The sequence below is a fragment of the Pseudoalteromonas sp. SR44-5 genome (assembly GCF_014163675.1).
GTDB classification, from domain to species: Bacteria; Pseudomonadota; Gammaproteobacteria; order Enterobacterales; family Alteromonadaceae; genus Pseudoalteromonas; species Pseudoalteromonas rhizosphaerae.
The window spans coordinates 23730-41657 of the sequence record NZ_JACJDT010000043.1 but is presented as its reverse complement, the minus strand read 5'-3'; the positions used below and the strand labels follow the sequence as shown (position 1 = coordinate 41657).

Here is a 17928-nt window from a genome sequence, read left to right as displayed (position 1 = left end):
TTCTCGCATTAGGCTCTTTACGTGATAAAGCTAAAAGTTGCTTGGATTTTTCTAAGTTCAATTTAGTAAAAGTAGATAGGTATCAGTGTGCTAATTAGATCACATAATTTGGCAGATTGGTATAAAACCTTTTAATACCCTCAATCAAACCTTACGTTATATTCTTTAATCGATAATTAGCTCAGTTGAAAAAAAAGAGCATCGCCACCCTTTACAAATAATGGCGAGGGTCACTGGTACAAGTCCAGTATCACCCACCACATATAAAACCTCTTAGTAATTCTGTTAAAAATAAAATTCAAAAAGCCTCTAAATACGCTAATTCTTTTCCAAACCTGAAACTCTTTTAATGTGTTCCTCGATGGATAATTAAGTTTGAAAAGCATCAACCTAGGCGCTTTACAAAGCTAGGGTCTCCTATCTCTATAAAAATCCTCAAGCAATAACTAGCGCTACCTAAATTTGGATAATCAAGCTACTTGAAAATTCATAACTGATCAAATAAACGAAGTCTGCGGTATTAAATTTTAAATTCCCTTGTCAGCGACTAGACTGTTTATTATAGTCTCTGATACGTTCATGTGGTCACAAGTCTAATGCCAGCAAAGATTTTTTCTAATGCAAAAATACTTATAGTTGAAGAGCAACCTCTTGCTCAAAGCTATATGAAACAGTCGCTCGAAAAACTTGGCTTTCGACAGCTGCGCTTTGCTGAACATGCAAATTCGGCTAAAGAGCAGTGCACCAGTGAACAGTTTGATCTGATTGTTTGCTCTTTTAATTTAAGTAAGCAGCAAGACGGCTATCAGCTATATGAAGAGTTACGCGTTAAGCGTTTAATAAAAAACTCTACTGGGTTCATTTTTATTTCAGCTGAAACCAGTGGTTCTTTGGTACACAGCGTGCTTGAACTGCAACCCGATGACTTTTTAGTCAAGCCATTCACCATATATGATCTTAAAACACGTATAGAACGAATTTTGCTGCGTAAAAATCATTTACAAGCAATATATAATTTCATTGACGATGGGAATGACTCTAAAGCGCTAAAAGCAATCAATACTGCGCTTGATGAAAAAGGCAATGCTTATAGTGCAATATTATTGCGTTTAAAAGGTGACGCCCTACTTCGCTTAAAACGAGCAGATACCGCAAAAGCTTTCTTTAAATCAGTTCTTGATATTCAAAAATTTACATGGGCAAAGGTAGGTTTAGTTGAAGCATTAATTGCGAATAACGAGCATATTCTTGCGCAAAGAATGCTAAAAACGATGCTGCTACGTCATGAAACACGATTAGTCGCACTCGATTTACTTGGTAAGCTGGAGATTAAATTAAACCAATTTGAATTAGCGCAAGATTTTTTAAGCCAAGCCGTTGATATAGCTCCACGCAATATCGAGCGCCAAAAATCACTTAGCCATGTATCGCTGGTAAATCATGATTATGAAAAAAATTACCTTACACAAAAAGACATCGCCAACTTTGCCAAACATTCGATTCACGATCACCCTGACGTATATTTAAATGCAGCACGGGCGGGTATTGATTTTGCATTAACAACAGATCAAAGCGATCAAATTCAACGTATTTCAAGACAAACCAATAAATACTTAGCTGATTTAAAAAGCCAATTTCCAAATAGTCACAATCAGGCGCAAATAGATGTTTTAAATGCCCGTTTACACTATTTGAAAGATGAGCATCAAAAAGCGAAAATGTTGATTGAGCAGCTCGACGATGACGATAGCCACATTCGCTCTGTAGACGGCGCACTTGATAAAGCAAAGGCATTTCATGAACTGGGGTTTCACCACAAAGCACAGTCATTATTTAACCAAATTATTAGTCATTGTGAACGTCATCCAACAGTGAGTGATGCTGTTTATTTACGTTATATTCAACAACAACAAAGTGAACGCCGTGATATAAAAATGGGCCCTAAAGAGCTGAATAACCATGCAGTTACACAGTTTAACCGTGGTCAATTAAATACCGCTCTTGAAGCATTCACACAAGCATTTAGAGTAATGCCTCGTAATCCAAGTATTGCTTTAAATTTATTGCAGTGTCTATTTGATAGTTCCAAGCAAAATGGCCAAACGTTAAACCTAATGATGGCAAAAAAATGCTATGCGTTACTCAATACGACAACATTAGACAACGAGCAGCAACAACGCTTTAATAAAATAGTACAACAAGCAACGAGTATGGGGCTAACACTTGCTAATCTAGAAGAGCCAGGCAAAACCAAATAGAATAATAAATAGTTTAGATAAGGTGTTGTTTATAAGAATGAGGAATTCAAAATATCGCTGACAAGCGGTGATATGACTTTTAAAATCCAGCCTTACTGGAATCGGATTATGTAAATTCAGTAAGGCATTGGTTATTGTCAATTACGAGCTAATAAATTACACCTTCTTCAATGAGACCGCGTTTATACAATAACGCAGACCACTTGGCATTGGTCCATCTGGGAATACATGACCTAAGTGCGCATCACATACATTACATACAGTTTCTATTCTTTGCATACCATGGGTCTTGTCACCATTGTAAGCAATCGAGTTTAGTTGCGCGGGTTGAGTAAATGATGGCCAGCCAGTGCCGCTATCAAATTTTTCATCACCATCAAATAATAAGTTATCACAACATACACAGGCGTACTTACCAGGTTCAAACAAGGTGCAGCTATCTGAGCTGTGTGGGCGCTCTGTGCCTTTATTACGAGTCACATAAAAGGCTTCTTCGGTTAATTGTTCACGCCATTGCTGCTCGGTTTTTACTACTTTACGGCTCGGCTCTGGATTGCCTTTATTGGCAAAGTTTAGAATATCATTCCAATTCAACATAACTGACCTCATTGAGTAAGATGGGTTAATTTATTGCTATCCACATTATCATGGTATCGCGCTAATAACATTGTCAGCTTGGATTTATCCGCACTGCACAAAATGGTTTTGTAGGGGGTGAAAAATAATTTTGATACTGGCTACGGGAATGTTTAAACTCACTAGCTACGTTTATCTGCACTGTTAAACCAGCCATCTCAACAGACTCAACGCCTATTAGTGAGCTAAATAGCTTCAGTACACCAATGACAGCTTCTTACTAAGCCTATTTGCTGTTGCATACTATATATACCCTGTTGATCACTATTTAGTTTCATACAATGGTAATTAATTTTTTTTCATTTTCAGTCAATAGTGTATTAAAGTATTGTGTTAGCTCTGCTTTAGTTGCCGGTAAGCCTATTGAGCATTGACGCTGTTCGCTGGAGAGAATTAAAAATTGGTCATCATGGCACTGTATTTCCTTGATACTATCAATAAGTAGCCATTGTGGGCCGTGAGTACGGTCAAAAAAACCTGAAAGGGTAAATACCAAAAGGTGCTGTTGTTCGCGTCGAATAAACTTATCTAGGCTATTACGTGCTTTAAATAGTGGTGTTAGCCGATAACAGCATGAGCTAAATACAAATAGCCATACAGCTATTAACAATACAAACCACGCTTGCTGAAATAACATGGTAAATACACTCAACAATAATAACACGATACCGAAACAGCCGACGATCAGCGCCAGTAATTGATTAATTTTACGCATCAAAGACTCCTTGCAACGTTAACCTAAATTACTTACTTGCACTTTTTTCATCGGTTTCAGGATCGGGCCAATCATTAAAAAACACCGTTAAATAACGACTTTTTGCTAAATATAATAATACCCACAATACCGTCACCATTTGCAGCGCTAAAAACATCGAAAACTGATAATAACTATGAGCGGCTTGAATAATCAGCCAGCTTAAATCTATCGCTGCACATGCTAACAATGGCCACCGCATAAAACGCCACACTCGCGCTAACCATGCTGCACTGTCTGCGCTTTTTTGTGGCCTGCGCAAACAAAAAATTACGGCAGGAATAATGGCTATTGCACCAATAGCCAATGCACTGAAAAAGTCAGCTTTAGATCTAAACACTAATGACATTAAATCAAGCTCAGGACGCCTGCTCAGTGCCGCAATGATCCAAATAAAGTAGGCACGAAGTAATACCAGTAAACTCAAATGAAACGCGATTGGAGTGCGATAGGTGCCATATTTGTCCCAATACTCTGGTCCATAACGCTTCATAACTGGTTTTTCCTCTCGGCTACTACGCCAAGTAATATGAATGCTGCCACGGCTGTAACACCTAACCAGCGCACACCAAAGAACATCAGTAACTGGCTTAGTAATGGAGTGACAAATACTACTAACAAGCCAAAACCAAACCCGGTTACCAGTACAAATGCACATACTCTGAGTATAAAGTGGCGCCTTGCTACAAAGCGTTTCGTGGTTTTGATAATCTCATTTGCATACAAAGACACCAAACACACCACCAGTAACAATGCGATATTATATAAGTAAGGCTTTAGCCACTGACCAAAGGTCAGTGCTAAATCCTGAAAAAGCGTAATAATGCTATCCATTATGTTGCGCCAGTAATGCAATTAAATCATCTTCGGTCAGTATTTCAATGCCTAAATCTTGTGCTTTCGTGAGCTTAGAACCGGCTTTTTCACCCGCTATTAACGCATCGGTTTTAGCTGATACACTACCTGAAACTTTCGCCCCTAACTGCTGCAAGCGTGCTTTTGCATCATTTCGATTAAGCTCGTTCAAAGTACCCGTTAACACATAGGTTAAGCCTGCTAACGGTTGTGAGTCTTCACTTGGCGGCGTGAGTTCTGGCCAATGAATACCCTGTTCCAGCAAGGCAGTTACGACATCTAAATTATGTTGCTCAGCAAAAAAACCACGCACATGCTTGGCTACAATTTCCCCAACATCACTAACTTCGACTAACGCTTCAGTTGTTGCCGCAGTTACTTTATCTAGCGTTAAAAAGTGATTAGCTAAATTTTGCGCCGTCGCTTCACCGACTTCACGAATACCTAATGAGTATAAAAACTTAGCCAACGTCGTTTGTTTTGCATCATCAAGTGCTGCTACTAGGTTTTTCGCCGATTTTGGCCCCATGCGCTCAAGCGATTCAAAATGTCCTTGTTTAAGTATGAATAAGTCTGCTGGCGTTTTAATGAGCTCTCTGTCCACCAGCTGTTCAACAATTTTATCGCCAAGGCCATCGATATCGAGTGCTTTGCGTGAAGCAAAGTGTTTGATCGCTTCTTTACGCTGTGCTTGGCACACCAGGCCTCCTGTACAGCGCGCTACGGCTTCGCCTTCAATGCGTTCAATATGGGAGTCACAAATTGGACAAGTAGCCGGAAACTCAATCTCTTTGGCATCTGTTGGACGGCGCTCTAATACCACTTGAGTAATTTGTGGGATCACATCACCAGCACGGCGAATGATCACAGTATCGCCAATTTTTACCCCCAAACGCTCTATTTCATCACGATTGTGTAACGTTGCATTTGAAACCGTGACACCACCAACAAATACCGGCTCTAAACGAGCCACAGGGGTAATTGCGCCAGTGCGCCCTACCTGAAATTCAACATCCAGTAGCTGAGTGATTTCTTCTTGCGCAGGAAACTTATACGCAATCGCCCAACGCGGAGCTCGCGCTACAAAACCTAACCGCTCTTGTAGTGCTTTGTTATTTATTTTGATCACCACACCATCAATTTCATACTTTAAGCTGCTGCGGCGCTCAAGTATATCTTGATAGTAATCCAAAGCAGCTTGCTGGCCTTCGACTAATTTTGTTTCCGGGCAAAGTGGTAACCCCCAGTCAGTTAGCTTAGCCAATTGCTGGTAATGATCACTTGGTAATTCACCATTTGTTACTACGCCAATACTGTAGGCATAAAACATCAAAGGTCGCTTGGCGGTGATTTTTGAATCGAGTTGACGCAAGCTGCCTGCGGCTGCATTACGTGGATTAACAAATACTTTGTCGCCACGCTTTTCGGCTTCAGCATTAAGTTTGTCAAATCCGGCGCTATCCATGAACACTTCACCACGAATTTCAATTTCCTCGGGAAAGTCATCACCACGTAATTTTAGCGGTACATTACGAATCGTTTTAACGTTAGTGGTAATATTTTCGCCGGTGTGCCCGTCGCCACGCGTTGCCGCCTGCACTAACACACCATTACGGTATAAAATCGACACCGCTAAACCGTCAAGTTTTGGTTCACAGCAAAAGGTCAGCTCATTGTTATCCATCAAACGTTCTTTAATGCGGCGATTAAAAGCGCTGAACTCTTCTTCACTAAAAGCGTTATCAAGTGACAACATCGGCACTTGATGAGTGACTTGCTCAAACTTAGCAAGCGCCGCACCGCCTACTTTCTGGGTCGGTGAATCAGTACTCAAGTACTCAGGATTTGCTACCTCAAGCGCACTTAATTGTTGTAATAAACGATCATACTCTGCATCAGGAATGCTTGGGTTATCAAGTACATAATAATTATGATTGTGATCTTCTAACTGCTGACGAAGTTGCGTTATTTGCGCTAACACTAAAGTGGACATACTGACCTCAAAAAACATAAAAAAGCCACTTAAACGAGTTATCGCCAAGTGGCTTATAAAATTCTTAATTAATTAACTGTATATTGCAGGTGATTAAGCTGAAAAGCGTCTCACTTTTTCAACATAATTGCGCACACTATCAACGGTCATTTCTTCTCGTTGTGAGTCTAAAATAACGGCGCCAAATTCATCTGCTAACTTTTTAGCCGCACTGTGCAACATATTAAATGCAGCAAGCCCGTCACCATCACACGGCAAGGTCATAAACAAGCTAATTCCAGCGGTGCTAAATTGTTCCATATTATCTATATCAAAAGTACCAGGGTTGTACATGTTCACTAACCGAAACAGCACTGGACCATGACCAGCAGGATCTAAATGGCGATTAAAAAAGCCTTCTTCAGAGTACTTAAAGCCAAGTGTGTTTACTGCTGGCAATAATTTGCTGCCTTCCATACTCAAGCCTTCAGGCATTTGAATATGCACAATGATAAAATCACTTGCAGCCGGTTGCTCAGCTTCATCCTCTACGCTTGCATCTGTTGCAGTAGTCACATCATCAACCTCAGCGGCAGGTTCGTCATCTGACGCTGCAAAAGAGTGTGGTTGCTTTTCATCAGCACTGAAACTTAAATCCCCAAACTGCGGTTCATCACGCTCAGTATGAGATGCTGGCTCAGCTACGCTTTGACGCTCAGTAGGCGCTTGATCTGCAGGCTCAACCCGCTCATCATTAGTCGCAACGGGTGCATCTTTTTTACGAACTGACCATAGGCCATGTATTAATAATCCACCAATGACAATTACACTGATAATGATTAAAACCCATCTTAATTGTTCGGCCATCCCCTCACCTTTTATTATTTATCTACTCAAATATTAATATTTATGCATGTGCCATTTGCACCGCTTGTTCAATATCTACAGCGACCACACGCGAAACGCCCGGTTCAGCCATTGTTACACCCGTCAACCTGCCAGCCATTTCCATGGCAATTTTATTATGACTGATATAAATAAATTGCACCGATTGTGACATTTCTTCCACTAATCGGCAAAATCGCCCAACATTCGCATCATCCAATGGTGCATCAACTTCATCCAGCATACAGAACGGAGCTGGATTGAGCCTGAATATTGAAAATACCAATGATAATGCGGTCAGCGCTTTTTCTCCACCACTTAAAAGGTGAATTGTTGAATTTTTCTTGCCCGGTGGGCGTGCCATTATACTAACACCACTTTCCAGTAAGTCATCACTGGTTAATTCAAGATATGCACTGCCGCCGCCAAATACTTTAGGAAATAACTGACCAAAATCGTGATTTACTTGATCAAAAGTCATTTTAAAACGCGTTTTGGTTTCGCGATCAATTTTTCCAATTGCACCTTCAAGTGTCGTCAATGCTTTGCTTAAATCCTCGACTTGACGATCTAAATACTGGCTACGCTGCTGCGCTTGTTCAAACTCATCAATCGCCGCTAAGTTCACCGCGCCCAAGTCACTTAAACTTTGTCCTACTTTATTAAGCTGTCCTTGATAAGTGTTTATACTGGCGTTTTCAGGGAGCTGTGCCAATACTTCTTTCAAGTTTTGCTGTAACTCACCCAGAGGTTCAAGAGCTGCCTGTGCTTTAATTAATAAGCTCTGCTCTTCGAGGGCAAGTTGTTGTAATTGTTCTTGTAAAAGTACCAGCTCCCCCTGCGACGCTTTAAGCGTTGTTTGTTTATCTACAAGAGCTGTTTTAGCTTCCGTCAATGCACTTTGCAAATTTTTGAGTTCAATGTCACTTTGTTGATGTTGCTCCAACAATAATATTATTTGCTCTGCGACCTCTTCTAATGGGATCACCAACTCTTCAATTTGCGCGGTTAACTCACTGACAGCTTCACTGGCGGTTTCGCTGGCGGTCGTTGCATGCTGTAATTTAGTGTCACTGAGTTGGCATTCACTGCGCGCTTTTTGCTCACTTAGTGTCGCCTGATGGGCAAGCGTTTTATAGTGTTCAAGCTGAGCGTTTGCCTGTTTATATTGCTCATCAGTGTGTTGCTGCTGCACTTGAGCATCATTAAGCGCAACACTTATTTCATCACGCTGTTTTGCCACACTTGCTATATGTTGCTGTTGTTCAGCCACTTTATTCTCTATGCTCGTGTGTTCAACGTTTAACTGCTGTAGCTTCGCTTGTAATTTATGTTGTTGATTCTGAAACTGCTGTAATTGCTCTTTGAGCATATCGCGACGAGTGCTTCCTGAGGCCACTTGTTGAGCAAGCTGATGTACCGCTGCTTTTAACTCTTCGCTTTGTGCCTTCAATTGCTCACAGACTCGCTGTTGTTCTGTAAGCTTATTGCTTTGTATAGCTAGTTCGTCACTGAGTTGAGATGCTAACTGCGTTGCTTCGGCCAACTGTTTATGTTTGATCAGCAACGAATTTTCTGCACTTTTACTGGCTTGTTGATACCAATTGCGGCCCTGAATATTACCTTGGCGATCAATCACTGCAAGCCAATACTCATCCGCTAAATCATTATGTTCAAAATCATTTTTATACTTAATGCGATGTAATAAATCAGGGTAAACCCCTTGCTCTATAAACACCGCTAATGAGCTTTGCGGTGCGGTGTCGGTAGTTGGCCATACTCCGTTAGGTGTTGCTATAGATGTCACATTTAATTGTTCAAGCCCTTGTAATGCTTGTTCAACCACATGCTCAAATCCAGTACGTACAACTAACTGTGCCAAAACATCGCCACTACCTTGCGCTGGAGTATCTGCGAGTATTGTATTCAAGCCTGCTATTTTGGCTTTATTCTCGTTTTGTTGTTGTGCTAGTGTTTGATGTGCATCTTGGCAGGTGCGTAACACGCTTTGAGCTTGTTGATTATTACTATTTACTTTGTTTAAGGCAGTTTGTTTTGCTGCTAACTCTTGCGTTAGTGACTGCATTAACTGCTGCTGCTGCGCTACTTGTTCAGCAATTGGGTTTTCTGCCAGCTCTATTAATTCGCTTTCTAATGCCGTTTGCTGGTTTTTAATATAGTGCAAATTTTGCAGCTGTTGATCGGCTATATTTTGTTGCTTGCTATATTGCGTATTAATAGCCTGAAACTGTTCATTAACTCGTTGCCAATCAGTAGCACTGCGCTGCTTGGCACTGTGCAACTGTGCCACCGCGTCGGCCATCTCAGTGACTTGTTCTGTACATATTAAAGTATGTTCAATTGCCTCTTGTAACGCATTTTGTAGCTCATCAGTATGGTCTTTTTGTTGTTGTTGCAGCTGCTGATTTTGTAACTGCAACTGTTGCTGTTTGATCAGATTGTGACTAAACGCTTGTTGTTGTTGTTTTAAGTTTATTTGCTGTTGCTCAGCACGAGTCAATTCAGTGTGCGTTTGGTGCTGGGCTTGCTGCGCATCATTGAGTTTTTCAAGTTGCAATTGCACTTGGTTTTCAAGGCTTGCTAGTACATCGTCATGACCTGAATGAGCAGTTTTAAAAAAGCTAATTTGCTCATTCAGCTTGGCCATTGTGTCGGCTTTAGTCACTTGTTGCTGATGTAGCTTTTGCCATTTTAAGACCGCTAGTTGCCCTTTTAAAGTGCGCTCTTGGGTTTTTAACTCGCGGTATTTTTTTGCTTCAACTGACTGTACTGCCAGTTTATCAACTTGTGCTTGCAGCTCTTGGCGAACATCGAGTAAGCGTTCAAGGTTTTCGCGGGTACTTTTGATCCGGGTTTGCGTTTCACGACGGCGCTCTTTGTATTTTGAAACGCCTGCTGCTTCTTCTAAAAACACCCGTAAATCTGCCGGTTTACTCTCAATTAAACGCGAGATCATGCCCTGCTCGATAATCGCATAACTACGCGGACCAAGACCTGTGCCTAAAAATATATCGGTAATATCTCGTTTGCGGCATTTACTGCCATTGAGAAAATACAGCGATTGCCCGTCGCGTGTTACCAAACGTTTAATAGCCACTTGATTTCGATCGGCAAAAGTATTCGGTAAGTGCCCTTGGGTATTATCAAAAATCAACTCAACCGACGCTTGAGAAATAGGTTTGCGATTGGTTGAGCCATTAAAAATAACATCGGTCATGGCATCGCCACGCAGATTTTTAGCAGAGCTTTCGCCAAGCACCCAACGCACAGCATCGATGACATTAGACTTGCCGCAGCCGTTTGGGCCAACGACACAGGTCATTTGATCTGGGAATGGAATTTTAGTGGGCTCTACAAAAGATTTAAAACCCGCTAATTTTATGGTGCTCAAACGCATCTAATTGGTTTACCGATTGTTATTGTTATAGCTTGAGTATTTAATTTAACCGTTCTTGACGATAAAAGTAAGTACAGGGATTAAGCTTGGCGTTTAAAATTATCTAAAATAATACCCGTTGCCATGGCTACATTGAGAGATTCTGCACCACCAAAAGCGGGGATGGTTATTTTATCTGTTACCAATGCTGCGCAAGCTTGACGTATTCCATGAGACTCACTACCCATTAACAAAACACCTTGGCCTGTAAATTGAGTTTTATGCACGCTTTTTCCATCTAAAAAAGCGCCATAAATAGGTAAGTTTAAACCACTTAAGTACGCAGGCAACTCAACTTGACTCACTGAGACTCTAACAAACGAGCCCATAGTGGCGCTAATAGTTTTAGGGTTATAAGCATCGGCACTATCTGTGCTGGTGACAATATGCTTGATCCCATACCAATCAGCTACTCTGATAATGGTACCTAAATTGCCTGGATCAGATACGCCATCAAGGGCTAAGATTAAACCGCTTGCCTGCGGTGCACTCGCTGTTGGCATGTCAACTATCGCAATAGCGGCATTATTACTCACTAAAGTACTTGCTTTAGTTAACACATCTTCATCGGCTTCAATCATGTTTACGTGAGTAAACTGCTGCTGGAACTGCGCAATAAAGGCTGCTGTCGCAAATATATCAATAATTGTTAAACCACTTGCCAATAACTCAAGTACGTTTTTTTCACCTTGCACAAGGTATTGATTATGTTGCTTTCGGTACTTTTTTTGACCTAATGCACGAATTAACTTGAGTTGGTTTTTTGAAATCATAACAGCCCCATAAAATGATGGGCACAGTATAGCAGATTTAACATCGAGTTCTGAACTTGAAAAAACCTCACAGGATCAATTAATGCTGTTTGCGCTGCGTTCAAAAGTCATATTAATACGGATAAACATACCTTTAATGGCTTCAAGCTGATATGTATCACTCACATGTATCATCAGTTCGTTGTAAAGCTCATCACAAGCCATTGTAAACGTATCATCGCACTGGCCTTTTGTAGCCAGCAAAAAGGCTCTAGCCAGTGAGCTTTGCCACCTTTGTAAATATTTAAGCTGATTATCACCCACTGCCTGTTGGCAAATTGAGTGTAAACGCACCGACGCATGACCTAGATTAAGCCCAGTTAAAGCAAGATCGGTAATAGCACGTGATTCTGAGCCTTGATCATAATTGGTTAAACGCAGTAACCGATCAGCCATACGTCGGTTATACCAAAGAGCGGGTGAGCTATGTTGATGAATTTCTGATAAATCTTTATAGGTTGCTTTAAACACGCGATGCACTAACAACTGCACACTCGGACCTGTAAATAGTTGGAAAATCCAAAATAAAATACATACTCCAAGAAAAATAGCCAAAGCTGAGCTGAGCGTATAATTGATTGAAAACGCAAGGCTCATGTCATTGCTGGGCTTAACTAAAATCGTAAATGGAATACAGAACCCTAGCCCGTAAGGTAACGTTTGCTGATCGCCTAGTAGCAATAAGCCAATAAAATATGGCCCAGCTAACACCAACAATAATATTTCAAGTTGCCCACCACTTTGTGATAATAAGTTTAAAGCATAAAAAATAGCCACAAACGAGGCTACCACAACACCAACTAACAATCGCTTCATAACTATTTGTAAAATTGCCAGCGGGATACGAGCCAACATAATCGAAAAAATAACGGGTAAAATCATGATCAATAATGCAGCGGATGATCCAGTATTAACCCAAATAAATGCCCCGATTGAAAATACCAAGCTGGTTCGAAAACCAACAATAATACCTGCTAATGGATCTCGGTATGTCAACATGCTCGGAGCATTAAGCAGTGTTTTATCTCGTTGCTCTAATGCTTTATATGCCCGCAATAAAATTGTTAATTCATTCGCGATATCTAAACTGACATTTAAAATATGTGATTCAAATGGCAGCTCACAGGTTTGTTGCGCCCGGTGATCAGTTAATGCGCGCCGCAACTGTTTTACTTCTTTAGCACAGTATTCAAAACAGTCTGATTTTTCTATTAGCGTAAACATATCTTTTAATTGCTTGATTAACTGAGTAATCTTTGGTGTGATTTGCTCAGGATGATTACGCTGTAAGCGCCCCATTATTTGTACTAAGGCAAGAAGAGATAAAACTTTTTGTGCGATTTGATTGGCAGCCCGTGAACGCCCTGGACCTTTTGGCCCTTCGTAGCGAACTGCACTTGAGTCTTCACTAATACTGCCAAGCGTTGCCATTATGCGATCTATTTGCTGATGACGGTTTTCAGAAGAGCCCGCTTTATCAAGCTCAGTTACCAAATAATGTAACGTTTGATTAATGACAGACTTTGCCTGCGTTTGTAAGAGCTGCTTGACCTTAACAGGCCATAATAGATGGCTCACTAACCCTGCGCATACCGAACCGACTATAATTTCACTTACTCGTGATTGCGCCACCGCGAAGATACTTTCACTACTGACCGTTGCTGGGTTTACCATCACTAACAAAATAATGATAGCAGCCGTTACGCCGGCCATAGCAAATGCGTAAACAAAATTTGCTTGGCGCACCATAGCTGACAATGCAGAGTTTAAACCGAGCCAAAAAGCCAATCCACCCAGCGCTAAATAAGGGTAAGCACTGAGCTGAGTGAGTACTAAAATACCAAATAGGCCACCCACCAAAGTGCCTACAATCTGACAAAGCGCTTTTTCAATAACGAGACCACTTTCAGGGCGGATCTGTAAAAACACCGCAGAAACAAGTGCCCAATAAGGTCGATCTAGATTTAAATAAATGGCAATTGTCAACGACATTGCCATGGCAATCACCCCTTTTAATGCAAACTTGATAGCCTGTTCTTTGGGGCATAGAAGATTATTTAAAACAAGATGCAAAACTAATACCTATTCCGTAGCAAGGTGAATAGTCGCTGTCATACCTGCGCTTAGCTGGATCCCTTCTGGCAAAGCATCTAGCTTAATATCAACTGGAATACGCTGCGATAAACGTACCCAATTAAATGTCTGCTGCACTTGAGGTAAAAGTTGGTTATTACTTTGCGTATTGATATTCGCGATTGCTTTGCCAATACTCACTACCTGACCGGTTAATGGCTTTGTATCGCTCAGTAATTCTATTGTCGCTTTTTGATTGGTGTGGATCAGTGGGATTTTGGTTTCCTCAAAATAGCCTGTTACATAAAATGAATCTGATTGAACAATAGCAAACACAGGCGTGCCCTGTGCAACATAATTGCCTTGGCGTAGATTTAAATTAATAATTTGCCCGGCAACTGGAGCCGTAACTTGCGTGCGAGATAAATTTAATTGCGCCACCGTTTGATCCGCTTTCGCTAAGTCGTAATTTGCTTTGGCAATTTCAGTACTAATGCGGGTCGCTTCTAAGCTTTCCTCACTGATAGCTTGTTGAGTATTTAATGCTTTACGTCGTTCATACTTATGTTTAGCCAGTTCCCAGCTATATAAACTATTGTTAGTATTTGCTTTACTTTTATCATAAGCCGCCTGATAACGTTGTTGGTCAACACTAAAAAGCAGTTCACCTTTTGCAACTTGCTGCCCATCTTTGACATTTAATTTTGTTACCCAGCCTGATACATCTGGCACAATAGTAACAATATCAGCTCGAATGCGACCATCGCGAGTCCAAGGCGTGTGCATATAATCAGTCCATACCCAACGGCCTGCAAAAATAGCCGCGATAATAACGACGATAGTAAGCATAATACGTAAATATCTAACCATTCTATTTATCTTCCACTTAATAAAAAGACACTCAAGGCGAGAAAACACATAAATAAAGACACTTCAAACCAGGCCACTTTCCAGATGCGATCATGCCAATCCAAACGATGTAAAATAAAGCGAGTCAAAGCGGTTAAAATAAATGCCATTGGGAAATAAATCACTAACGGGCTAAATTCTAAGCCGCCAATAACTACAGCGTGGTGCATAATCAATCCCCTGTTATATGTACTTTGACAACAAACTAAAAAGCATCACAAGTAAAATTTTTGCGACAGTGTCTATCAATATAGTAGCACCTAATTATCACATTATCTTACTTAACATGCTGTTAATAGCGGTAATCGTTACACCATACTCAGCAAATTAATCAGTCGCGTTATATTATTAAGTTAAGCTTTAAGCAAAATATTGAGGATAATAAGAATCTGGTAAATAAAAAAACGTGCCTAAAGCACGTTTTGAGGGATTACTACTGGAGCTATTGCTCAGTATTTATTTTTATAGGTCCATAAATGCAGTAGCTCACTGGCAATGGTGGCTGCGGCAATCGCAGTAAGTTCACTTTGGTCGTACGACGGTGATACTTCAACTACATCCATACCAATCATATTAATGCCTTTAAGAGCACGTAATATTTTAAGCACTTTGTCGCTGCTCAAACCGCCACATACTGGCGTACCAGTACCTGGTGCAAATGCTGGATCTAAGCAATCAATGTCAAAAGTGATATACACAGGTAAATCACCTACTCTCGCTTTAATCTGCTCAGCAATCGTTTGCGCCGATAAATCATTGGCCGCCATCGCATCAATCACTGCAAACTCGTGTTTGCTTTGATCAAAATCAGTACGAATACCAATTTGGATACTATGATCAACATCAATCAGCCCTTCTATCGGCGCATGGTAAAACATAGTGCCGTGGTCATAGCGTGAGCCATTGCTGTACGTGTCTGTGTGAGCATCAAAATGTACCAGCGCCATTTTGCCAAAGCGTTTAGCGTGCGCGCGCAGTAAAGGTAAGGTTACAAAATGATCGCCCCCTAAACCTAAAATTGCTTTACCTTGGCTTAAAATACCCGCAGCAGCTTGTTCAAGCTTAGCGGTAAAGTATTCAGCGTCACCGACAGGGTAAGTAAAATCTCCAGCATCAGCCAGTTTTAGGCGTTCGAACAATTTGAACGTCCATGGGTATTTTGTTTCTTCCCATGCTAAATGCACTGATGCACGACGAATCGCATCAGGGCCTAAACGCGCACCTGGACGTCCTGAGGTTGCCATATCAAATGGCAAACCTAACACCACAACATCAGCATTGATGTCAGTAATATTTTGTACCATTGGCTGACGTAAAAACGTCATGCCATTGGAATACAATGAGTGATCTGGATGATCAAACAAAGTGGTCATATTAAAGCTCTTCTAAATAAGTATAACCGTCTAAACCTGCTTGCAATTCATCAAGCACACTTTGCTGCTCATCTGCTGGTAATTTTGCAGCCACTAGCTGTGCGTACGATGATTGAAAACCTTCTACATCAAGATGAACATAGCGCATCATGTCAGCTACAGTGTCACCTTGGTTTATTTCTACAATGCTTGCGTCGCCTTGCTCATCCATGTGTACCATTGCACTGTGGGTGTCGCCAAATAGGTTATGCATGTCACCTAAAATTTCTTGGTATGCCCCCACTAAGAAAAAGCCCATTAAATAGGGTTTTTCAGCACTAAATGCCGGCACTGGTAAGGTACTCTCAATGCCTTGCCCATCAACGTAATGATCTAGTGCACCGTCAGAGTCACAGGTAATATCTAACAATACTGCGCGTCTTTGTGGTGCCTCAGTTAAGCCACTTAATGGCAATACCGGAAATACTTGGTCGATCCCCCACGCATCAGGCAATGACTGAAACAATGAGAAATTAACAAAAAACTTATCCGCTAAACGGGCATTAAGTTCATCTATTATCGGGCGATGAAAACGGTTTTTGTTATCCATGTGTTTATTAAGCTCATAACACACACGTAAATTTATTTGCTCAGCCCAGGCGCGTTGAGTTAAATCTAATAATCCCATCGCAAACTGGTTATGTGCTTCAGCTAAATCACCTTGGCTATCATGATATATCTCTATTAATGCACGGTCGTCTGTCAGCACATGAAGTTGCTGCCACGACAGCCACATGTTATTGAGCAATAATGGCGCGTCATCTGCTGGCGCTTGAATTTCTTCAGGCTCATAACTTTCAGTGCCAATCACATTAGAGATAAGCACTGCATGATGCGCTGTTAATGCACGCCCAGACTCAGAAATAATAGTCGGGAATGGTTGCTCGTACTGCTTACAAATATCACCAATGGTGTAGACAATATTATTTGCATACTCAGCTAAGCTATAGTTCATCGAGTTGTGAGACTGGCTCCGAGTACCGTCGTAATCAACCGCTAAACCGCCACCGACATCTAAACATTCAATTTGTGCACCGAGTTTGCGTAGTTCACAATAAAAACGCGCCGCTTCGCTAACACCTAAACGCACATCGCGAATATTCGCCATTTGCGAGCCTAAGTGAAAATGCACCAACTGAACTAAATCAAGTTGATCAGTCTCTTTTAAACGATTAACAACATGTAATACTTGTGAAGCGGATAAACCAAATTTTGATTTTTCACCGCCGCTAGCTTGCCATTTTCCTTTACCCTGCGACGCTAAGCGCACGCGAATACCAATACGCGGTTTTACGTTCAGCTCTTTAGCTTGGCTAAGTACCATGTCCAGCTCAGAGAGTTTCTCAAGTACGATGTACACTTTATGGCCTAACTTTTCGCCAATTAATGCTAAGCGCACATATTCTTTGTCTTTGTAGCCATTACAGACAATCACTGCACTGGTTTTTTCAGCTAATGCCAATACTGTTAATAGCTCAGGCTTGCTGCCCGCCTCTAAACCAAGTTGTTTCTTTTCTACGTTCGCTTGGCTTGCCACAATTTCTTCGACCACTTCGCGCTGTTGGTTTACTTTAATTGGATAAACAAGCAAGTAATCTTTTGGATAACCATAGCTTTCAATCGCAGTATTAAATGCAGCACATAAGCTGTGCACGCGGTGATGCAAAATTTGTGGAAAACGAACCAACGCAGGTAAACTCAAGCCTTTATCTTCAAGTTGTTTTGCAATATCAATAAGTGCGATGGTTTGCTCTGGGGCATCAGCCTTGGGCGCAACATACACATCACCTTGATCATTAATACCAAAAAAACCTTGGCTCCAATGACGAACATTGTAACTCGTGCGAGCTTGTTCTAGTGATGTTGTCTCTTTCATTTATCTTTCTCTTTTATTTGATGAATGCC

At 41.1% G+C, this 17928-nt stretch carries 14 protein-coding genes; 1 reads left to right on the top strand and 13 read right to left on the bottom strand.

Translation table 11 applies throughout. The features are described 5' to 3' along the window. The first annotated feature begins 596 nt into the window (after nt 1-596). A complete protein-coding gene (locus H5154_RS18260; RefSeq protein ID WP_182719191.1) occupies nt 597-2258 on the top strand; it encodes a tetratricopeptide repeat-containing response regulator in 1662 nt (553 codons plus the stop codon). 156 nt (nt 2259-2414) lie between these two features. Here the strand turns inward: H5154_RS18260 and msrB are convergent, their stop codons facing one another. The 13 genes from msrB to speA form a co-directional block, all read right to left on the bottom strand. Continuing rightward, a complete protein-coding gene (msrB, locus tag H5154_RS18255; protein WP_145240697.1) occupies nt 2415-2855 on the bottom strand; it encodes a peptide-methionine (R)-S-oxide reductase MsrB in 441 nt (146 codons plus the stop codon). 313 nt (nt 2856-3168) lie between these two features. Next, a complete protein-coding gene (locus tag H5154_RS18250) occupies nt 3169-3609 on the bottom strand; it encodes a hypothetical protein (RefSeq protein WP_149980697.1) in 441 nt (146 codons plus the stop codon). Nucleotides 3610-3637: 28 nt separating this feature from the next. Continuing rightward, nucleotides 3638-4141, bottom strand: a complete 504-nt coding sequence (locus tag H5154_RS18245; RefSeq protein ID WP_149980698.1) for a DUF2919 domain-containing protein — start codon at nt 4139-4141, stop codon at nt 3638-3640. Further along, nucleotides 4138-4482: a DUF3392 family protein gene (locus tag H5154_RS18240; RefSeq protein WP_145240691.1), complete on the bottom strand. Its 345-nt coding sequence runs from the start codon at nt 4480-4482 to the stop codon at nt 4138-4140. Before H5154_RS18240 ends, H5154_RS18245 begins: the two co-directional genes overlap by 4 nt. Then, the gene (ligA, locus tag H5154_RS18235; protein WP_182719190.1) at nt 4475-6496 is read right to left on the bottom strand and encodes an NAD-dependent DNA ligase LigA; all 2022 of its coding nucleotides are present in this window, start codon (nt 6494-6496) and stop codon (nt 4475-4477) included. The genes H5154_RS18240 and ligA overlap by 8 nt, the downstream gene beginning before the upstream one ends. 93 nt (nt 6497-6589) lie before the next feature. Then, nucleotides 6590-7342: a cell division protein ZipA gene (gene zipA / locus H5154_RS18230; protein WP_149980700.1), complete on the bottom strand. Its 753-nt coding sequence runs from the start codon at nt 7340-7342 to the stop codon at nt 6590-6592. A 40-nt stretch (nt 7343-7382) separates the two neighbouring features. Then, nucleotides 7383-10778, bottom strand: coding sequence for a chromosome segregation SMC family protein (locus H5154_RS18225; protein WP_182719189.1), 3396 nt, complete (start codon nt 10776-10778; stop codon nt 7383-7385). An 80-nt stretch (nt 10779-10858) separates the two neighbouring features. Beyond that, nucleotides 10859-11590 (bottom strand): RNA methyltransferase, encoded by a 732-nt coding sequence (locus H5154_RS18220; protein ID WP_149980702.1) that lies wholly within the window; start codon nt 11588-11590, stop codon nt 10859-10861. A gap of 75 nt (nt 11591-11665) precedes the next feature. Then, nucleotides 11666-13702 (bottom strand): FUSC family protein, encoded by a 2037-nt coding sequence (locus H5154_RS18215; RefSeq protein ID WP_182719188.1) that lies wholly within the window; start codon nt 13700-13702, stop codon nt 11666-11668. Between the two features lie 9 nt (nt 13703-13711). Then, nucleotides 13712-14572 (bottom strand): HlyD family secretion protein, encoded by an 861-nt coding sequence (locus H5154_RS18210; protein WP_149980704.1) that lies wholly within the window; start codon nt 14570-14572, stop codon nt 13712-13714. A gap of 5 nt (nt 14573-14577) precedes the next feature. Continuing rightward, entirely contained in the window at nt 14578-14781 is a 204-nt protein-coding gene (locus H5154_RS18205; protein ID WP_149980705.1) for a DUF1656 domain-containing protein, read from the bottom strand. 279 nt (nt 14782-15060) lie between these two features. Next, on the bottom strand, nt 15061-15984 hold the full coding sequence (speB, locus tag H5154_RS18200; RefSeq protein ID WP_182719187.1) for an agmatinase: 924 nt from the start codon (nt 15982-15984) through the stop codon (nt 15061-15063). Nucleotide 15985: 1 nt separating this feature from the next. Next, entirely contained in the window at nt 15986-17899 is a 1914-nt protein-coding gene (gene speA / locus H5154_RS18195) for a biosynthetic arginine decarboxylase (RefSeq protein ID WP_145240667.1), read from the bottom strand. Between the last annotated feature and the right edge of the window lie 29 nt (nt 17900-17928).